Below are 15,482 nucleotides of genomic sequence, written 5' to 3'. Positions count from 1 at the left end.
GGTAAGACCTTTGGCGGTGTTTCACTAAAATAGTGATTTTGGAACGTGGGCCGCTTCCCTCTCCCACCCCCTTTTGTCAAGGCGCGCGACCCTTGCTATGCGGGCGCGATGCACATCCATCCGTTGATCGCGGACAGCGCGACGCTCGCTGCCCTCTGTACCCGCCTCGCCACGTCCGACTTCGTTGCCGTCGACACCGAATTCATGCGCGAGAACAGCTATTGGCCCGAACTGTGCCTGATCCAGATCGCCAATACCGAGGAAGCCGCGGCGATCGATCCGATGGCACCGGGGATCGACCTGACCCCTCTGCTCAACCTGCTGACCGATAACGATGACGTGCTGAAGGTCTTCCATGCCGGCGGGCAGGATATCGAGATCGTCTATAATCTGACCGGCAAGACCCCCTTCCCCATGTTCGACACGCAGGTGGCGGCGATGGCGCTGGGTCAGGGCGAGCAGGTCGGCTATTCCAATCTGGTCGATGCCTATCTGGGGATCACCGTCGACAAGGGCGCGCGCTTCACCGACTGGTCGCGGCGGCCGCTCGACGATCGGCAGATCGACTATGCGATCGCCGACGTGACGCATTTGTCGGTCATTTTCCCCAAGATGCTGGGCAAGCTGCGCAAGACCGGGCGCGGGCTGTGGCTGGACGAGGAGATGGAGCGGATCGGTGATCCGTCCAATTATTTCAACGATCCGGAGACGGTGTGGCAGCGCGTCCGCGTCAACAGCCGCAAGCCCGAGGTGCTGGGGCGATTGAAGGCGCTCGGCAAATGGCGCGAGCTGGAGGCGCAGGGGAAGGATTTGCCGCGCGGGCGGATCGTCAAGGACGAGACGATCGCCGATCTGGCGGGCAATCCACCGCGCAAGCAGGCCGATCTGGCCAAGGTGCGCGGGTTGTCGGCGGCATGGGCGCACAACGATATCGGTTCGCGAATGATGACCGCGCTGGCCGAAGCGAAGCCGCTGCCCGCCGACGAGATGCCGGGCCGCGACGAACGCAAGCCCGCATTGGGCAAGGAAGGCGCGCTGGTCGCCGACCTGCTGAAACTGCTGCTGAAAATCCGGGCCAATGAGATCAAGGTCGCATCGCGGCTGCTCGCCCGGTCGGACGATCTGGAGGCGCTGGCCGCCGGACAGCGCGAGGGGCTGTCGATCCTGACCGGGTGGCGGTTCGAACAGTTTGGCCGCGACGCATTGGCATTGGTCGAGGGTCAGCTTGGGTTCACGGTGCTGGGTGGACGATTGAAGATGACCCGAGCGGAGGTGGTGGAATGAAGCAATTTGCGTTGATGGCGGTGGCGATGGTCGGCTGTGCCGAACCGCAGACCTACACCCCACCGGTGGCCGGACCGCCGGTAAGGACGCCGCCGATGATCATAGGTGGTCGTCCGGTCGGGCCGGGACCGGTCGGACAGATCGACAGTTGCGGCGTCGGAACGATCAGGGATCTGGTCGGCAAGACGGTGACGCAAAACATGACGGACGATGCCCGCAAGCGGTCCGGCACGCGGACGGTTCGGGTGATTCGGCCGGGCACGATCGTAACGATGGACTTCCGGCAGGATCGGCTGAATATCGATGTCGACGACAAGGGTATCGTGACCAATTTGCGTTGCGGATGACGTGGCGGAAGTCGACGAAGGTTACAGTATGCCGGTCGGTGAAATCAGTTAGATCCTATATATCGCAGTAGGTTAGTCGGCGTTGCGGGCGCGGAAGTTGACACGTTCGCGTTGTGTCCTCAGCAACGCACGGTCGGTATGACGGGGTGATCCGGACGGTGGAAGGAACGGTCGGACGGTCGCAGATCGGGCGCGTGTAGGAAAGCGCGGTCAGGGAGTGACCAGAGCGGCTTCCATGCCAAGGGCGGTCGCCAACGCCTTGTGCCGTTTCTGGACGGCTTCCCCATAGAGCGCGGTGTCGCGGGCGGGCACGACCAGTTCGACCTGACCCCGACCGCGACGCAGGTCGGTGCGCTGGAGCGGGGCGGCGACGCCACCGCTAAGGCGTTGACCGAGACGCATGGCGAGCCCCCAACGATGGGCGGCGGACAGCGCTGCGGCCGGGGCGAGGCGGGGCAGCGGGTCCGGTGCTGAATCGCCGCCGCCGCCGAGACAGCTATACAGCGCCTGCGCGAGAATCGCGCGGCCGGCGGCGTCGATCGCGACCCAGTTGCCGTGCAAGGCGATCTCGACACCGCGTTCGGCGCGGAATTCGGGGTTTGCATGCCAACCCACATCGGCGAGCAGGCAGGCGGCATGGCGCAACCGGACCATCGCCGGATCGTCCTGCGGAAACAGCGGTGCGATCCATTTGTGCAGCAGGTCGCCATGTTCGGCGAACCGGCCCTGCCGGGCACCCTCGTCATGCGCGGCGATCAGCAACGGGTCCTGCGCGCGGACGTCGGCAGGCAAGGCGGCGTAGAGCAACCCTTCGCGCAACCCATAGGCCGACACCATCGTCGTTGCCGATCCGAGATGCTTGGTCATCGCGGCAAGGACCGAGGTGGCATTGTCGAGCGTCGGCACGCGCCCCCCCGACAGGTTCGGCACCGCCTTCAGATCGGTGCGAGGAACTTCGGCAAGAATCTTCCGCAACGCATTGATACGGGCTAATGAAATCGAATAGCCATGCGCGATCGGCAGCGGATAGCCGGTATGATGCATGTCGAGCCGGGCCAGCGCGCGCCATGACCCGCCGACCATGTAGAAGGGCAACCCCTGCCCCCGCCCGATCCACCCGGCTCCGCGCACCATCCGCTGCACCGTCCGGTCGAGTTCGCCGGCGCGACGTTCGCGGATCGCGCCGATGCGCAACACCCCCAACGGAAACGACACCCGCTCGCCGAGCTTGCCGCCCTTCACCCGGACCAGTTCGAGACTGCCACCGCCAAGGTCGCCGACGATCCCGTCGGCATCGGGAATGGCGGACAACACGCCCTGCCCCGCGGCCAGCGCCTCCTCCTCGCCCGACAGGGTTTCGACAGTCAGACCGTAGCGTTCAGCCAGCGCGATAAGATCCGGCCCGTTACTGGCATCCCGCACCGCGGCAGTCGCGACGGTGCGGACGACATCGACCTGCATCTCCCTCGTCAGCCATGCGAAGCGGGCAAGTGCCGCCCCGGCGATGCGAAACGCGTCGGCGTCGATCGTCCCCGTTTCGGCGAGCGACCGGCCGAGACCGGCCAGCACTTTTTCATTGAACAATGTCGCCGGGATGCGATCCGGCCCGCCATAGACGACCAGGCGGATCGAGTTCGATCCGATGTCGATGATCGCGCTGTGCGCGACGGTGGCGGGGCGGCTCCACGGCAATCGGATCACGTCGTTCCTTCCCGGGCCGCGCGCCATGCACGCAGCGACAGTTTTTGCGGTACGGTGGCCGCACCGCTCTCGATCGCCGCGCCGCGGCCGGACAGCGACGGATTGGTCATGAAATAGCGATGCAGATTGAACGGCTTGTCACCCTTCGCCATCCGGCGATAGCTGCCATCAGGGCCGAGGTCCCAACTTTGTTCGGTGTCGAGCAGATTGGCGACCATCACCTGATCGAGGACCTGATCGTGGACGGTCGGATTGGTGATGGGGAGCAGATATTCGACGCGGCGGTCGAAGTTGCGCGGCATCCAGTCGGCGGACGACACATAGATCAGGGCGTCGTCGTTCGGCAGTGCCTGCCCATTGCCGAAGCAATAGATGCGACTGTGTTCGAGGAACCGGCCGACGACCGATTTGACCCGGATGTTGTCCGACATGCCCGGCACGCCCGGCCGCAGGCAGCAGATGCCGCGCACGATCAGGTCGATCTGCACCCCCGCCGCCGACGCCTCGTACAGCTTGTCGATCAGCGCCGGATCGACCAGCGAGTTCATCTTGAGCCAGATCGAGCCTTCGCCACCGGCGCGCGCGGTCTGGATCTCGCCCTCGATCAGCGCCTCCAGCCGGTCGCGCAGGTCGCGTGGGGAAATGGCAAGCTGTTGCAGCGCCTGCGGTTCGACATAGCCGGTGATGTAGTTGAACACCTGCGCGGCATCACGTCCGATCACCGGATCGGCGGTGAAGAAGCTGAGATCGGTATAGATGCGCGCGGTGATCGGGTGATAATTGCCGGTGCCGAAGTGACAATAGGTCCGATAGCCCTGTTCCTCGCGCCGGACGACCATCGAGATCTTGGCGTGGGTCTTCCATTCGATAAAGCCGTAGACGACCTGCACACCGGCGCGTTCGAGAACCGAGGCGAGGTTGAGATTCTGCTCCTCGTCGAACCGCGCCTTGAGTTCGACGACGGCGGTTACGGACTTGCCGGCCTCGGCGGCGGCGACCAGCGCGGCGACGACGGCGGATTGCTTACCGGCGCGATACAGCGTCTGCTTGATCGCAACGACGTCGGGATCGGCGGCGGCTTGCTTGAGGAAGGCGAGCACCACGTCGAACGTTTCATACGGGTGGTGGACGACGATGTCCTTGGCCCGGATCGCGGCGAAACAATCGCCGCCATATTCGCGGATGCGTTCGGGGAAACGCGGGGAAAAGGGCGGGAATTTCAGGTCGGGCCGGTCTTCGGCGACCAGCATCGCAAGGTCGCCGATGCCGAGGAACCCGCCGGTTTCGGTGATGAGCGCGTCGCTGCCGCCCATTTCGTCGCGCAGCAGCTGAACCAGTTCGTCGGAAATACCCGATTCGATCTCCAGCCGGATGATCCGGCCGCGACGCCGCCGTTTGATCGCGGTGCGGAAATAAAGGACCAGATCCTCCGCCTCTTCCTCCAGTTCGATATCGCTGTCGCGGATGACGCGGAAGGCGGCGGAGGCGCGCACGGTGTAACCGGGGAAGAACAGGCCGGAGAAATGGCGCAGCACGGTTTCGATCGCGACATAGCGCGCGGTCTTGCCCGGCAGGCGGACGAAGCGCGGCATCGCCGGGGGCAGCAGCACGACCTCTCGCACCTCGACATCGTCCGACCGGCGGATCAGGTCGAACAGCATCGCCGAACCGAGGTTCGGGATAAACGGGAACGGATGCGCCGGGTCGAGCGCCTGCGGGGTCAGGACCGGGAACACCTGTTCGCGGAAATAGCGGGCCAGCCATTCCTCGGTCTCGCCATGGATTTCGTCGGCACCGAGCACGAGGATGTCGGCATCGGCCAATCGCGCGGCGATATCACGCCAGATACGCTGCTGGCTGTCGACCAGCCCGGCGGCGTCGACGGTGATCGCGGCCAGTTGCTGCGACGGGGTCAGGCCGTCGACCGATTCGTGGCCGACCTCCTGCATCTGCTGCCCCTTCAGACCCGCGACGCGGACCATGAAGAATTCATCGATATTGGTCGCCGAAATCGACAGGAAGCGCAGCCGTTCGAGCAGCGGGTGATCGGGATTGCACGCTTCGTCGAGGACGCGGCGGTTGAACGCCAGCCACGACAGTTCGCGGTTGAAATAGCGGGCCTCGGGCGCGGCGGCGACGGTCGTGCGGGCGGAGGGGACGGGATCGTTCACAGCAGTCGGTCCAGCAACAGCGGGTTGCCGGTCAGCGCGACGCGCGCGGCGGGAACGGTCAGACGGCGCGTCGAGCGCAACATGGCATCTTCCTCCAAAGCCTCAACGATGCGAAGCACCGCAAGGTGGCTTCGTTCGACGCGGCGGGCAAGCCAGCGCACCAGATCGGGCGCGGCGACGAGTTCCTTCCTGTCGAAGAGATATTGCAGCAGTGTTTCGATCAGCACATCGTCGGGCGCCTCGAGCCGCAGCACCGGTGTCGCATTGATCCGCGAACGTAGGTCGGGCAGGCCGATCCGCCAGATCGGCGGCGCGGCGTCGGCGACGATCAGCAGCGGACGGGCGTCGCCCTGCGCCCGGTTCCACGCATGGAACAGATCGGCCTCGCTCCAACGGTCGGCATCGTCGGCGATCGTTCCGCCGCTCTTCGCCGCGAACAGCCGCGCCAGTAGCGTGCGCCCCGATTTACGTGGGCCGACCAGCAGCGCCGCATGGACCGGCCATGTCGCGAAATGGTCGAGATGGTGGACGGCGGCTTCGTTCGACGGCCCGACGAGGAACAGGTCCTGCCGGGCACCGGCGGGCAGTTCCAGAGGCAGGGTAAGCTGAACCGTACCGCGAGACAGGATCGTCATCCCTGCGGTGCACTCGGCGGGGCGGTCGAGGTCGCGCCGGCGGCGCGGCGACGGATGCGCAGCGCGCCCTCCCCCTGCTGAACCTGCCAGCCGCGCGATTCGAGCGCGGCGGTGAGGATCGCGATGTCGCCGTCGAAGGTCACGCGCAGCACTGATACGCCGCCCAGCGCTAGGCTTGACGTCGCGGCGGACCGGACGCCGGGCACAGAGCGCAGCGCGGCTTCGGTCGATTCGACATCGGCGACGGTCGGGGTATCGGCCTGGATCGACAGGGTGACGCTTTCCCCGGTCGGCAGCGGCGAGGGACCGATACCGGGTTCGGTGATGGTCGGATCGATTAGGTCCACTTCGTCGGGCAAGACGACGCTGCCGGGCGGCGGGGCGGCCAGCACCGGATCGGGGCGAAGCGCGCCACTGCGCAAGCCCTTCTGGTAGAGCGCGTCGAGGCGGCGGACGCCCTCGTCCAGCAATGCGGGCACTGCATCCCCCTGATTGACGCGCAGCGAGAAGCTGCCGAGCAGGCGGTTGTCCGGGCCATAGCCGGCGGTGAAGGTGCCGATGACCGGGCCGCCGGGCCATTGGCGATAGAGGCGCACCTGTGGGATCAGGACATCGGACGCGCCATATTGGTTGAGTACGGTACGCCACCAGCCACGGCCGCGCCGCGTGACCTGTCCGGCGTTGAGGAGCAGGCCGTCGGCGCCGGTGCCGCTGGGGCGGACATAGTCCATGACGCTGCCACCGGTGCGGAAACGCGCCCATGCTGCCTGCCACGGCGTCGCCTGTTCGAAGACGGTGCCGGTGCCGCCGTCCCATATCAGCGGCACGACCAGCATCGCCGGGCTGCGTTCGGACACGCCGGCGATGCCGAGGATCGAGGCGGCGCGGCCGCGATTGAACAGCACCCCCAGCCGGGCGATGTAGCGGTTCGGGCCGATCTGTTCGCTTTCGACGACGATGCTGGTGACCAGCGAATCGAGCGTACCATCGGGCAGCGAGCGCGCCTGTCCGGTCAGCCGCTGCGACAGCATCTGCCAGCCCTTGCGCTGTGCCAGCCGCCAGCCGGCGGTGCGCGCGGCATCGGCCGAGGTTCCGGCGACGTCGACGCGGACGCCGTTCACCTCGAAACTGCCCGATCCGTCGACCGCCGCGATGCCACCCTGCTGCGCCACGACCGCCCCGGTCGCGACCACGCCCAATGCGAGGGCGGCAAGGATGCGGCGGGGCTGAACCAAAGTCATGCGCGCCTTTTGACGAAGCAGGCGTGGAAATCCAAGCGCGATGTGGTTAGTCGGGCGGGTATGAGCAACGAAGCGGACCGCGGCGGCGGCTATACCTACGCACAGGCAGGCGTCTCGATCGCGGCGGGCAATGCCCTGGTGCGCGCCATCGGGCCGCTGGCGAAATCGACGCGGCGGCCGGGGGCGGATGCCGAACTGGGCGGCTTTGGCGGGGTGTTCGACCCCAAGGCCGCCGGGTTCAAGGACCCGTTGCTGGTCGCGGCCAATGACGGCGTGGGTACCAAGCTGAAGTTGGCGATCGAGCATGACGCGCATGACGGGGTCGGTATCGACCTGGTCGCGATGTGCGCCAACGACCTGATCGTCCAGGGTGCCGAGCCGCTGTTCTTCCTCGACTATTACGCATCGGGCAGGCTGGTCGCCGACACCGCCGAACGCGTCGTCGCATCGATTGCCGAAGGGTGCAGGCAGGCGGGATGTGCGCTGATCGGCGGCGAGACGGCGGAAATGCCGGGCATGTATGCCGATGGCGATTACGACCTTGCCGGCTTCTGCGTCGGTGCGGTCGAGCGCGAGCAGTTGCTGACCGGCGACAAGGTCGCGGTCGGCGACGTGATCCTCGGGCTGGCATCGTCGGGCGTCCATTCGAACGGCTTTTCGCTGGTCCGGCGGCTGGCGGCGGACAAGGGGTGGAAGCTCGACCGCCCTGCCCTGTTCGATCAGGACGTGCTGTTGATCGACGCGCTGATGGCGCCGACCAGGATTTACGTGAAGTCGCTGCTGCCGTTGCTGCGCGAAGGGCGCATCCATGGGCTGGCGCATATTACCGGCGGCGGCTTGCTGGAAAATATTCCGCGCGTCCTGCCGGACGAGGCACATGCGACGGTCGATGCCGATGCGTGGGAACAGTCGCGGTTGATGGCGTTCCTGCAAGGACAGGGCAATATCGAGCCGGAAGAAATGGCGCGGACGTTCAACTGCGGCATCGGCATGGCGGTGCTGGTGTCGGCGGACGACGCCGATGGTGTCGCGGCCGCGCTGAATGAAGCCGGTGAGACGGTCGTGCGGATCGGCACCGTCGATGCGGGCGACAAGGGCTGCACCGTCAAGGGAAGCGCCGGCACGTGGAGCGCGCGGAGCGAGTGGAGCGCGACGCATCTTGGCTAAACACCGTGTCGGCGTCCTGATTTCGGGGCGGGGATCGAATATGGCCGCGCTGATCGCGGCGGCACGCGCGGTGGACTGTCCATACGAAATCGTGCTGGTGGCGTCGGACAAGCCCGATGCCGCCGGCCTGACCCATGCCGCCGAACAGGGTATCGCGACCTTCGCCAAGTCGCCGCGCGGCATTCCCAAGGCGGAGTATGAAGCCGCGATCGACGGCGCGCTGCGGGCGGCGGGTGTCGAGACGATCGCTCTTGCCGGCTATATGCGACTGCTGTCAGCCGAATTCGTCGCAGCGTGGCGCGATCGGATCGTCAATATCCATCCGTCATTGCTGCCCGCGTATAAGGGGCTCGACACCCATGCGCGTGCGATCGCGGCCGGCGAGACGCACGCGGGATGTTCGGTCCATGTCGTGACCGAAGAGCTGGATGCCGGGAGCGTATTAGCGCAGGCGCGCGTTCCGATCCTGCCCGACGATACCCCCGATACCCTTGCGGCGCGGGTGCTGGTGGAGGAACACCGGCTCTACCCCCTTACCCTAGCGGAGTTTGTGACGCGATGACCGACATGCTCGACCATATTCGTGAAGCCGTGAAGGTGTTGCCGGCCACCGAAGAGCGCGACGCGGGTGAGGCGACGGTATTTTCGGTCGAAGGTAATGATTTCGTGCGGATCGTCGGCGACAGTACGACCGTGCGTGGCGACGATGGCTGGATGGAGATCGACGCCGACAGCGATCCCGTCGCGGTCGAGGATGCCGTTGCCCATGCGTGGGAACTCGCAGCACCGCGCGGATTGCTGGAAGCAGGCGGGCGTTAACCCCGTTTCGGTCCAGTTACGACCGGCGCGCCTCTATTCAGTCGGACAGTGATCGGATAAATACCGTCCCCGACTTCCCATGGGGGGGAAGTAGAGGGGAAGTTTATGAATATCGTGAAGATGCTTTGCGTCGCGGCTGTCGCTGGCGCGTCGGTTTCGGCTGCCGTTGCGCAGGATTCGGCGGTGCCGTTGACCGCCGTCGCGCGCGGAGGCACCGCTGCCAATGCGCAACTGCCGGCAAACACCGAAATATTGTTGTCGATGAACGAAGACCTGACGACCAAGGGCGGTCGCATCGACGCAGGGTACAAGTTCGGTCTGACCGTCGTCGCCGACGTGATGCTGGGCGACTATGTCGTGATCCCGAAGGGCACGCCCGCCGTCGGCGAAGTCACATGGCTGACCGGCAAGGGTGCGTTCGGCAAGTCGGGCAAGATGGAAATCCAGGTACGCTCGATCGACCTGAACGGCCGCCGCATTCCGGTGACCGGAAAGTATCGTCAGGAAGGCGAAGGCAATACCGTTGCGACGGTCGCGTCGGTGGCGCTGCTGTGGCCGGCGGCGCCGTTCGTCACCGGCAAGAGCGCGCGCATCCCGGCCGGGCGGGAACTGAAGGCGTTCACCGAATCGGCGACGCCGGTTGCGGTGCCGGCCACGGCAGCGGTTTCGGTCGGGACGCCGGTGGTCGCGGTCGCGGCGACTGCGGCGGTCAAGTAAGGGTCGGGGCTTCGGCCCCTTCCCTTTTCACCGTTCGCTGGCCCATTCCGTTTGGTTCGAACTTGGCGAGAACCGCAGTCGGGACGGGGTTGCCTCAAGCGACCGCGTTCTCGACGGGCGCTTCTCGACAAGCTCGAAGCTGCTCGAACCGAACGGGGTTGAGCGGTGGACAATTAGCGGAGTATTTCCGGCCGCAAGGTTACCGTTCTTCCTGAATAGGCATTGAGTTTGTCGAAATGGCGTATCGAAGGACCGCAACAGGTGCCTCGATACGTTTCTTCGACTTCGCTCAGTCCCTACTCGGCACGAACCGATCGGCGCCGTCTGCTCCCACGCAGCGCAAACACAAAAAAGGCCCGCTCCCCGACAGGGAAGCGGGCCTTTTTCACATTAGCTGTTCGATCAGCCGACGATCTCTTCGGGCTTGAAGAAGAAGTCGATCTCGATCTTCGCATTCTCTTCCGAATCCGACCCATGGACCGAATTGGCTTCGATCGATTCGGCCAGTTCCTTGCGGATCGTGCCGGCATCGGCGTTCGCCGGGTTGGTCGCGCCCATGATGTCGCGGTTCTTCTGGACGGCGTCTTCGCCTTCGAGGACCTGCACGACGACCGGACCCGAAATCATGAACGACACCAGGTCGTTGAAGAATGGACGCTCACGGTGCACGCCGTAAAAGCCTTCGGCCTGTTCACGGGTCATCTGGATGCGCTTCGAAGCGATGACGCGCAGGCCGGCTTCCTCCAGCATCTTGGTGACGGCGCCGGTCAGGTTGCGGCGGGTCGCATCGGGCTTGATGATCGAAAAGGTACGGGTGGCGGCCATGGTGGTCGCAGCTCCTGCGTTGCTGGTTGGAAGTTGACGGTCCCCCTAGTCGGGCACCGCGCGGCAGGCAAGCGTTACGCCGCCTGCTCCCAACCATTGTCGCCTTGCCGCCAGTACCGGCGTTCGACGCCGTCGCGCTCGGCAAGGGCTTTCCACGCGCCGCGGGCGGCGGCGATATGGTCTTCGCCGAAGAAGTGAAACGCCCGGTCGAACGTCAGCGCTTCGTCGCGCCACTGCCCGTCGACGATCGCAATGTTGCGCGCGGCGTTGGCGGGGGTGGCGTCGGCGGCGATCAGGACCGCTTGCCGGCTGTCGTCCCCTGCCCCGGCCTGCGCGTGCGGCAGGAAGCTGTCGGGTGCGTAGGTCCAGAGCAGCATGTCGAGATCGCGGCGCTGGTCGGCATCGTCGGATACCAGCAACAGCCGCTCGCCGTCGCCGTGGAGGCGGGCGGCGATGCGCGGGAGCACGCGGTCGAGCGGGCTGCGGGTCAGGTGGTAGAAGTCGACTTTCATGGCTGTGCCCACGCGTCGTTCCCGCGCAGGCGGGAACCCATATCCGCTGACGACCTCGATGGAGCCGCCAGATCAGCGTTTATGGATCCCCGCCTGCGCGGGAATGACGTTACTGTTCGAAATTATCCGTCACGAACCGGTCGAGCAGGCGCACACCGAAGCCGGTCGCACCCTTGTCGTGGTGATTGCCAGGTTTGTCGGCCCACACCATCCCGGCGATGTCGAGATGCGCCCAGCGGACGCCGTCGTCGATATACCGCTTCAGGAACTGCGCGGCGGTGATCGACCCGGCGCCGCGCGGCCCGATATTCTTCATGTCGGCGATCGGGCTGTCGATCAGCTTGTCATAGGCGGGCGACAGCGGGAAGCGCCACAACAGATCACCCGATTCCCGCGATGCGGCCAGCAACTGGTCGGCCAGCGAATCGTCGTTGGCGAACATCCCGCCATGCTCGCTGCCGAGCGACACGATCATCGCACCGGTCAGCGTGGCAAGATCGACGATCGTCTTGGGCGAATGCGTTTTCTGGACCCAGGTCAGCACGTCGCACAGGACGAGACGACCTTCGGCATCGGTGTTGAGCACCTCGATCGTCTGGCCCGACATGCTGGTGATGACGTCGCCGGGGCGCATCGCCTTGCCATCGGGCATGTTCTCGACCAGCCCGACGACGCCGACGACATTGGCCTTCGCCTTGCGCGTGGCGAGCACCTTCATCGTGCCGGCGACCGCGCCCGCGCCGCCCATGTCCCACTTCATGTCCTCCATGCCGGGTCCGGGCTTCAGCGAAATACCGCCGGTGTCGAAGGTCACGCCCTTGCCAACCAATGCGAGGTCGACATCGCCCTCACCCTTCCCGTTCCAGCGCATCGCCAGCAGGCGCGCCTCCTTTTCCGAACCGAGGCTGACGCCGAGCAGCGCGCCCATGCCCAGTTCGGCCATCTGCCGTTCGTCGAGGATGGTCAGTTCCACGCCCAGTTCGGTCAGTTCGCGGCACTTTTCGACGAAGCTGACCGGGTACAGGATATTCGGCGGGTCGGTGACCAGCGTGCGGGTCAGGTCCATCCCCTGCGTGATTGCATCGGCGGCGACGAAGGCGTCGTCGATACCGTCCGGCGCGTTGGCGATGGTGATCGTCGACAGCGTCGGCTTGGACTTTTCGGGCATTTTCGTCCGATAGCCATCCTGCCGCCAGCCGCGCTGGGCCGCCGTCGCCGCGAAGCGCGCGACCGATGCCGCCGATGCGTCGGTGCCGGCGAAATCGACGGTCAGGTCGGTCAGGCCCGACAGCAGGAAACGCCCGGTCAGCGCGCCGCCCGCCTTTTCCAGCGCCGCGCCGTCGCCGGCACCGATGCCGAGCAGGATGACGCGGTTGGCGCTGTCGCCTTCACCGGCGACGAAGATTTCGGCCATCGAACCGGCTTCCCCCTCGAACCGGCCGGCACGGGCAGCACCGGCGACCAGCGTAGCGGTCGCATCGTCCAGCCCGGCCGCGGCGATCCGGTCGAGCCCTCCCGTAGCGACGGGCAGGACGAGGGCGGCGGCGGTTCCCCGGTCGGGGGCGAACTGGATCGAGATCGACATGCACTTCCTTCTACGCTGGCGCGCTACGGCGCTCGCTCTTCTAGGCCGCAGGGCGTGGGCAGGTAAAGCGGGTGGACGGCGATTGCGGTTCCCGCTGCACGATGCGATAGGCACAGGCGACAGGCTCGCCATGGGGCGGCGACGGTGCTGGGGAAGCGGGACTAGTGGTGCGTTCGATCGGTTCGCTTGCCCTTGGGTTGACATTGGCGTTCGGCGGGCCGGCGTTTGCGCAGGAACTGCAGGATCGGCCCAATCCGCCGCCCGCGCCCGAACAGGCGCTGCCGACCGCACCGACTAGCGACCAGATCGTTTTCTCGTCGGACCTGCTGGAATATGACAGTAACGCCGATATCGTCACCGCCAGCGGTGAGGTGCGGCTGCTGCGCGACGGCAACCGGCTGCGCGCCGACCGGGTGACGTGGAACCGCAAGACCGGCCAGGTTGTGGCGGACGGCAATATCGCGGTGACCAACCCGCAGGGCGACGTGGCCTATGGCGACCGGATCGAACTGACCGACACGCTGAAGGACGGCGTGGTGGACAATATGCTGGTCGTGCTCGACGAAGGCGGGCGGATCGCGGCGAAACGCGGCACCCGGTCCGAAAACGGCGTCGTGACGGTCGAAAGCGCGGCCTATACGCCCTGTTCGGTGACCAATTCGGCGGGATGCCCGAAAGAGCCGTCGTGGAAGATCACCGCGATCCGCGTCCGCTACGATCCGACGCGCAAGCGCATCCGCTATACCGGCGCGGGACTGACCATCTTCGGCCTGCCCGCCATTCCGTTGCCGTCCTTTTCGCATTCGATCGGTGATGGCAGCGATTCGGGACTGCTGGCACCGTCGATCCGGCTCGACCGGGTCAACGGCGTCGAGGTTGCCGTCCCCTATTATTTCAACCTCGCGCCCAATCGCGACCTGACGATCACCCCGCACGTCTACACCGCCGTCCTGCCGATGGTGCAGGGCGAGTATCGCGCGCTGACGTCCAAGGGCGCGTACCGGGTACAGGGTTATGCGACGGTTAGCCGGCGGAGCGACGATCTGGTCCTCGGCATCGTGCCGACCGGCAGCGAACAGTCGTTTCGCGGCTATCTCGACGCGGTCGGACGGTTTCAGCTCGATCCGAACTGGGCAGTGTCGGGATCGTTGCGCTATACCACCGACCAGACGTTCCTGCGTCGCTACGACATTTCGCGCGACGACCGCCTCCGCAACAATGTGACGGTCGAGCGGATCAATCGCGATTCGATGCTGACGGTCAGCGGCTGGGCGGTGCAGACGCTGCGGGTCGGCGACGATCAGGGGATGCAGCCGGTCGCGCTGCCCGAACTCGATTACCGACGCCGGTTCAACGGCCTGCTGGGCGGGGTCGCACAGGTGCAGCTCAACACGCTGGCGATCGGCCGCAGCGAGGGGCAGGATACGCAGCGCGCGTTCGCCGCCGCGCGTTGGGACCTGACCCGCTACACGCCGCTGGGGCAGGAAGTGACCTTCACCGCCTATGCGCGCGGCGACGCCTATAACGCGCGCGACACGATCGATACGGCGGTCCTGAGCTATCGCGGCGACGAAGGCTTTACCCCGCGCGGCATCGCAGCGGCGGCGATCGACGTCCGCTGGCCGTTCGTCGGGCCGCTCGGGGCGGGTACGCAGCGGATCAGCCCGCGCGTGCAGCTGGTGGCTTCGCCGAAGATCGCGAATCTGGCGGTCCCGAACGAGGATGCCCGCGCCGTCGACCTAGAGGATTCCAACCTGTTCGCGCTGAATCGCTTTGCCGGATATGACCGGTTCGAGGATTCGTCGCGCATCACCTACGGCCTCGATTATGCGCTCGACCTGCCCGGCATGACGGTCGCGGCGACGGTCGGGCAGAGCTATCGCGCGAGCGAGCGCGCCAGCATCCTGCCGAGCGGCACCGGGCTGGACGATCGCTGGTCCGATATCGTCGGGCGGACCGATATCCGGTTCCGCGAGCTGGTCAGCTTCACCCATCGCTACCGGCTCGACAAGGACGGGCTGAAGATTCGCCGCAACGAACTGGACGCGACGGTCGGCAGCCGCCGGACGTATCTGCAGGTCGGATATCTCCGGCTCAATCGCGATATCGACGAACTGGAAGATTTGCAGGACCGCGAGGAAATCCGCGTGGCGGGTCGCATCGCTTATGGTCCGTTCTGGTCGGCGTTCGGATCGGCGACGGTCGACCTGACCGACAAATCGGAGGATTCGCTATCGCTGTCCGATGGTTACGATCCGATCCGTCACCGGCTGGGTGTCCAGTATGAGGACGACTGCCTGCGGCTGGGGCTGACGTGGAAGCGCGATTACCAGCGGATCGGCGACGCGCGCAGCGGTAGCAGCTATCTGGTAACGCTGGCATTGAAGAACCTTGGGCGATAAGGCCCTGTTCAGGCGCGGCGGGTCATGAATTTGCCCGAATGGTGCGGCACCGCCCTGATTTCGCGCGCATGGGATA

14 protein-coding genes are annotated in these 15,482 nt (G+C 65.9%); 7 read left to right on the top strand and 7 right to left on the bottom strand.

Annotation, left to right across the window (positions count from 1 at the left end; genetic code table 11):
* Window positions 1-108: 108 nt before the first annotated feature.
* Together rnd and ASE90_RS17265 are read left to right on the top strand one after the other, a co-directional pair.
* Window positions 109-1,284, top strand: coding sequence for a ribonuclease D (gene rnd, locus ASE90_RS17270; protein WP_056003783.1), 1,176 nt, complete (start codon window positions 109-111; stop codon window positions 1,282-1,284).
* A complete protein-coding gene (locus ASE90_RS17265; RefSeq protein WP_056003780.1) occupies window positions 1,281-1,631 on the top strand; it encodes an I78 family peptidase inhibitor in 351 nt (116 codons plus the stop codon). The genes rnd and ASE90_RS17265 overlap by 4 nt, the downstream gene beginning before the upstream one ends.
* A gap of 210 nt (window positions 1,632-1,841) precedes the next feature.
* Here ASE90_RS17265 and ASE90_RS17260 read toward each other — a convergent pair whose 3' ends face one another.
* From ASE90_RS17260 to ASE90_RS17245, 4 genes are read right to left on the bottom strand one after another with little or no spacing between them, the layout of a single operon-like run.
* Window positions 1,842-3,359 carry a Ppx/GppA family phosphatase gene (locus tag ASE90_RS17260; protein ID WP_082449911.1) on the bottom strand — a complete coding sequence of 506 codons (1,518 nt, stop codon included), beginning with the start codon at window positions 3,357-3,359 and terminating at the stop codon, window positions 1,842-1,844.
* On the bottom strand, window positions 3,329-5,503 hold the full coding sequence (locus ASE90_RS17255) for an RNA degradosome polyphosphate kinase (RefSeq protein WP_056003777.1): 2,175 nt from the start codon (window positions 5,501-5,503) through the stop codon (window positions 3,329-3,331). Before ASE90_RS17255 ends, ASE90_RS17260 begins: the two co-directional genes overlap by 31 nt.
* Complete coding sequence (locus tag ASE90_RS17250) at window positions 5,500-6,138, bottom strand: hypothetical protein (protein ID WP_056003774.1); 639 nt, start codon at window positions 6,136-6,138, stop codon at window positions 5,500-5,502. Before ASE90_RS17250 ends, ASE90_RS17255 begins: the two co-directional genes overlap by 4 nt.
* Window positions 6,135-7,379: a hypothetical protein gene (locus ASE90_RS17245; RefSeq protein WP_056003771.1), complete on the bottom strand. Its 1,245-nt coding sequence runs from the start codon at window positions 7,377-7,379 to the stop codon at window positions 6,135-6,137. Before ASE90_RS17245 ends, ASE90_RS17250 begins: the two co-directional genes overlap by 4 nt.
* 60 nt (window positions 7,380-7,439) lie before the next feature.
* On the opposite strand from ASE90_RS17245, the gene purM reads away from it, so the two are divergent.
* The 4 genes from purM (at window position 7,440) to ASE90_RS17225 (ending at window position 10,082) form a co-directional block, all read left to right on the top strand.
* Window positions 7,440-8,546, top strand: coding sequence for a phosphoribosylformylglycinamidine cyclo-ligase (gene purM / locus ASE90_RS17240; protein WP_056003768.1), 1,107 nt, complete (start codon window positions 7,440-7,442; stop codon window positions 8,544-8,546).
* 40 nt (window positions 8,547-8,586) lie between these two features.
* A complete protein-coding gene (purN, locus tag ASE90_RS17235) occupies window positions 8,587-9,108 on the top strand; it encodes a phosphoribosylglycinamide formyltransferase (protein WP_056003765.1) in 522 nt (173 codons plus the stop codon).
* Window positions 9,105-9,365 (top strand): hypothetical protein, encoded by a 261-nt coding sequence (locus tag ASE90_RS17230; RefSeq protein ID WP_056003763.1) that lies wholly within the window; start codon window positions 9,105-9,107, stop codon window positions 9,363-9,365. The genes purN and ASE90_RS17230 overlap by 4 nt, the downstream gene beginning before the upstream one ends.
* Before the next feature lie 105 nt (window positions 9,366-9,470).
* Window positions 9,471-10,082, top strand: a complete 612-nt coding sequence (locus ASE90_RS17225; RefSeq protein WP_056003760.1) for a hypothetical protein — start codon at window positions 9,471-9,473, stop codon at window positions 10,080-10,082.
* A 402-nt stretch (window positions 10,083-10,484) separates the two neighbouring features.
* On the opposite strand, the gene ndk is transcribed toward ASE90_RS17225, so the two are convergent.
* From ndk to ASE90_RS17210, 3 genes are all read right to left on the bottom strand, one after another.
* Window positions 10,485-10,907: a nucleoside-diphosphate kinase gene (ndk, locus tag ASE90_RS17220; RefSeq protein WP_056003757.1), complete on the bottom strand. Its 423-nt coding sequence runs from the start codon at window positions 10,905-10,907 to the stop codon at window positions 10,485-10,487.
* 74 nt (window positions 10,908-10,981) lie between these two features.
* A complete protein-coding gene (locus ASE90_RS17215; protein ID WP_056003755.1) occupies window positions 10,982-11,419 on the bottom strand; it encodes a DNA polymerase III subunit chi in 438 nt (145 codons plus the stop codon).
* A gap of 109 nt (window positions 11,420-11,528) precedes the next feature.
* A complete protein-coding gene (locus ASE90_RS17210; protein ID WP_056004163.1) occupies window positions 11,529-12,998 on the bottom strand; it encodes a leucyl aminopeptidase in 1,470 nt (489 codons plus the stop codon).
* Window positions 12,999-13,171: 173 nt separating this feature from the next.
* Between ASE90_RS17210 and ASE90_RS17205 the strand changes: the two genes are divergently transcribed.
* On the top strand, window positions 13,172-15,406 hold the full coding sequence (locus tag ASE90_RS17205; RefSeq protein ID WP_156361640.1) for an LPS-assembly protein LptD: 2,235 nt from the start codon (window positions 13,172-13,174) through the stop codon (window positions 15,404-15,406).
* Window positions 15,407-15,482: the final 76 nt, after the last annotated feature.

This window comes from Sphingomonas sp. Leaf67 (genome assembly GCF_001421965.1).
Lineage (GTDB): Bacteria > Pseudomonadota > Alphaproteobacteria > Sphingomonadales > Sphingomonadaceae > Sphingomonas.
Note: the sequence above shows the minus strand (reverse complement) of the source record. Positions and strands in the feature narration are given on the sequence as shown.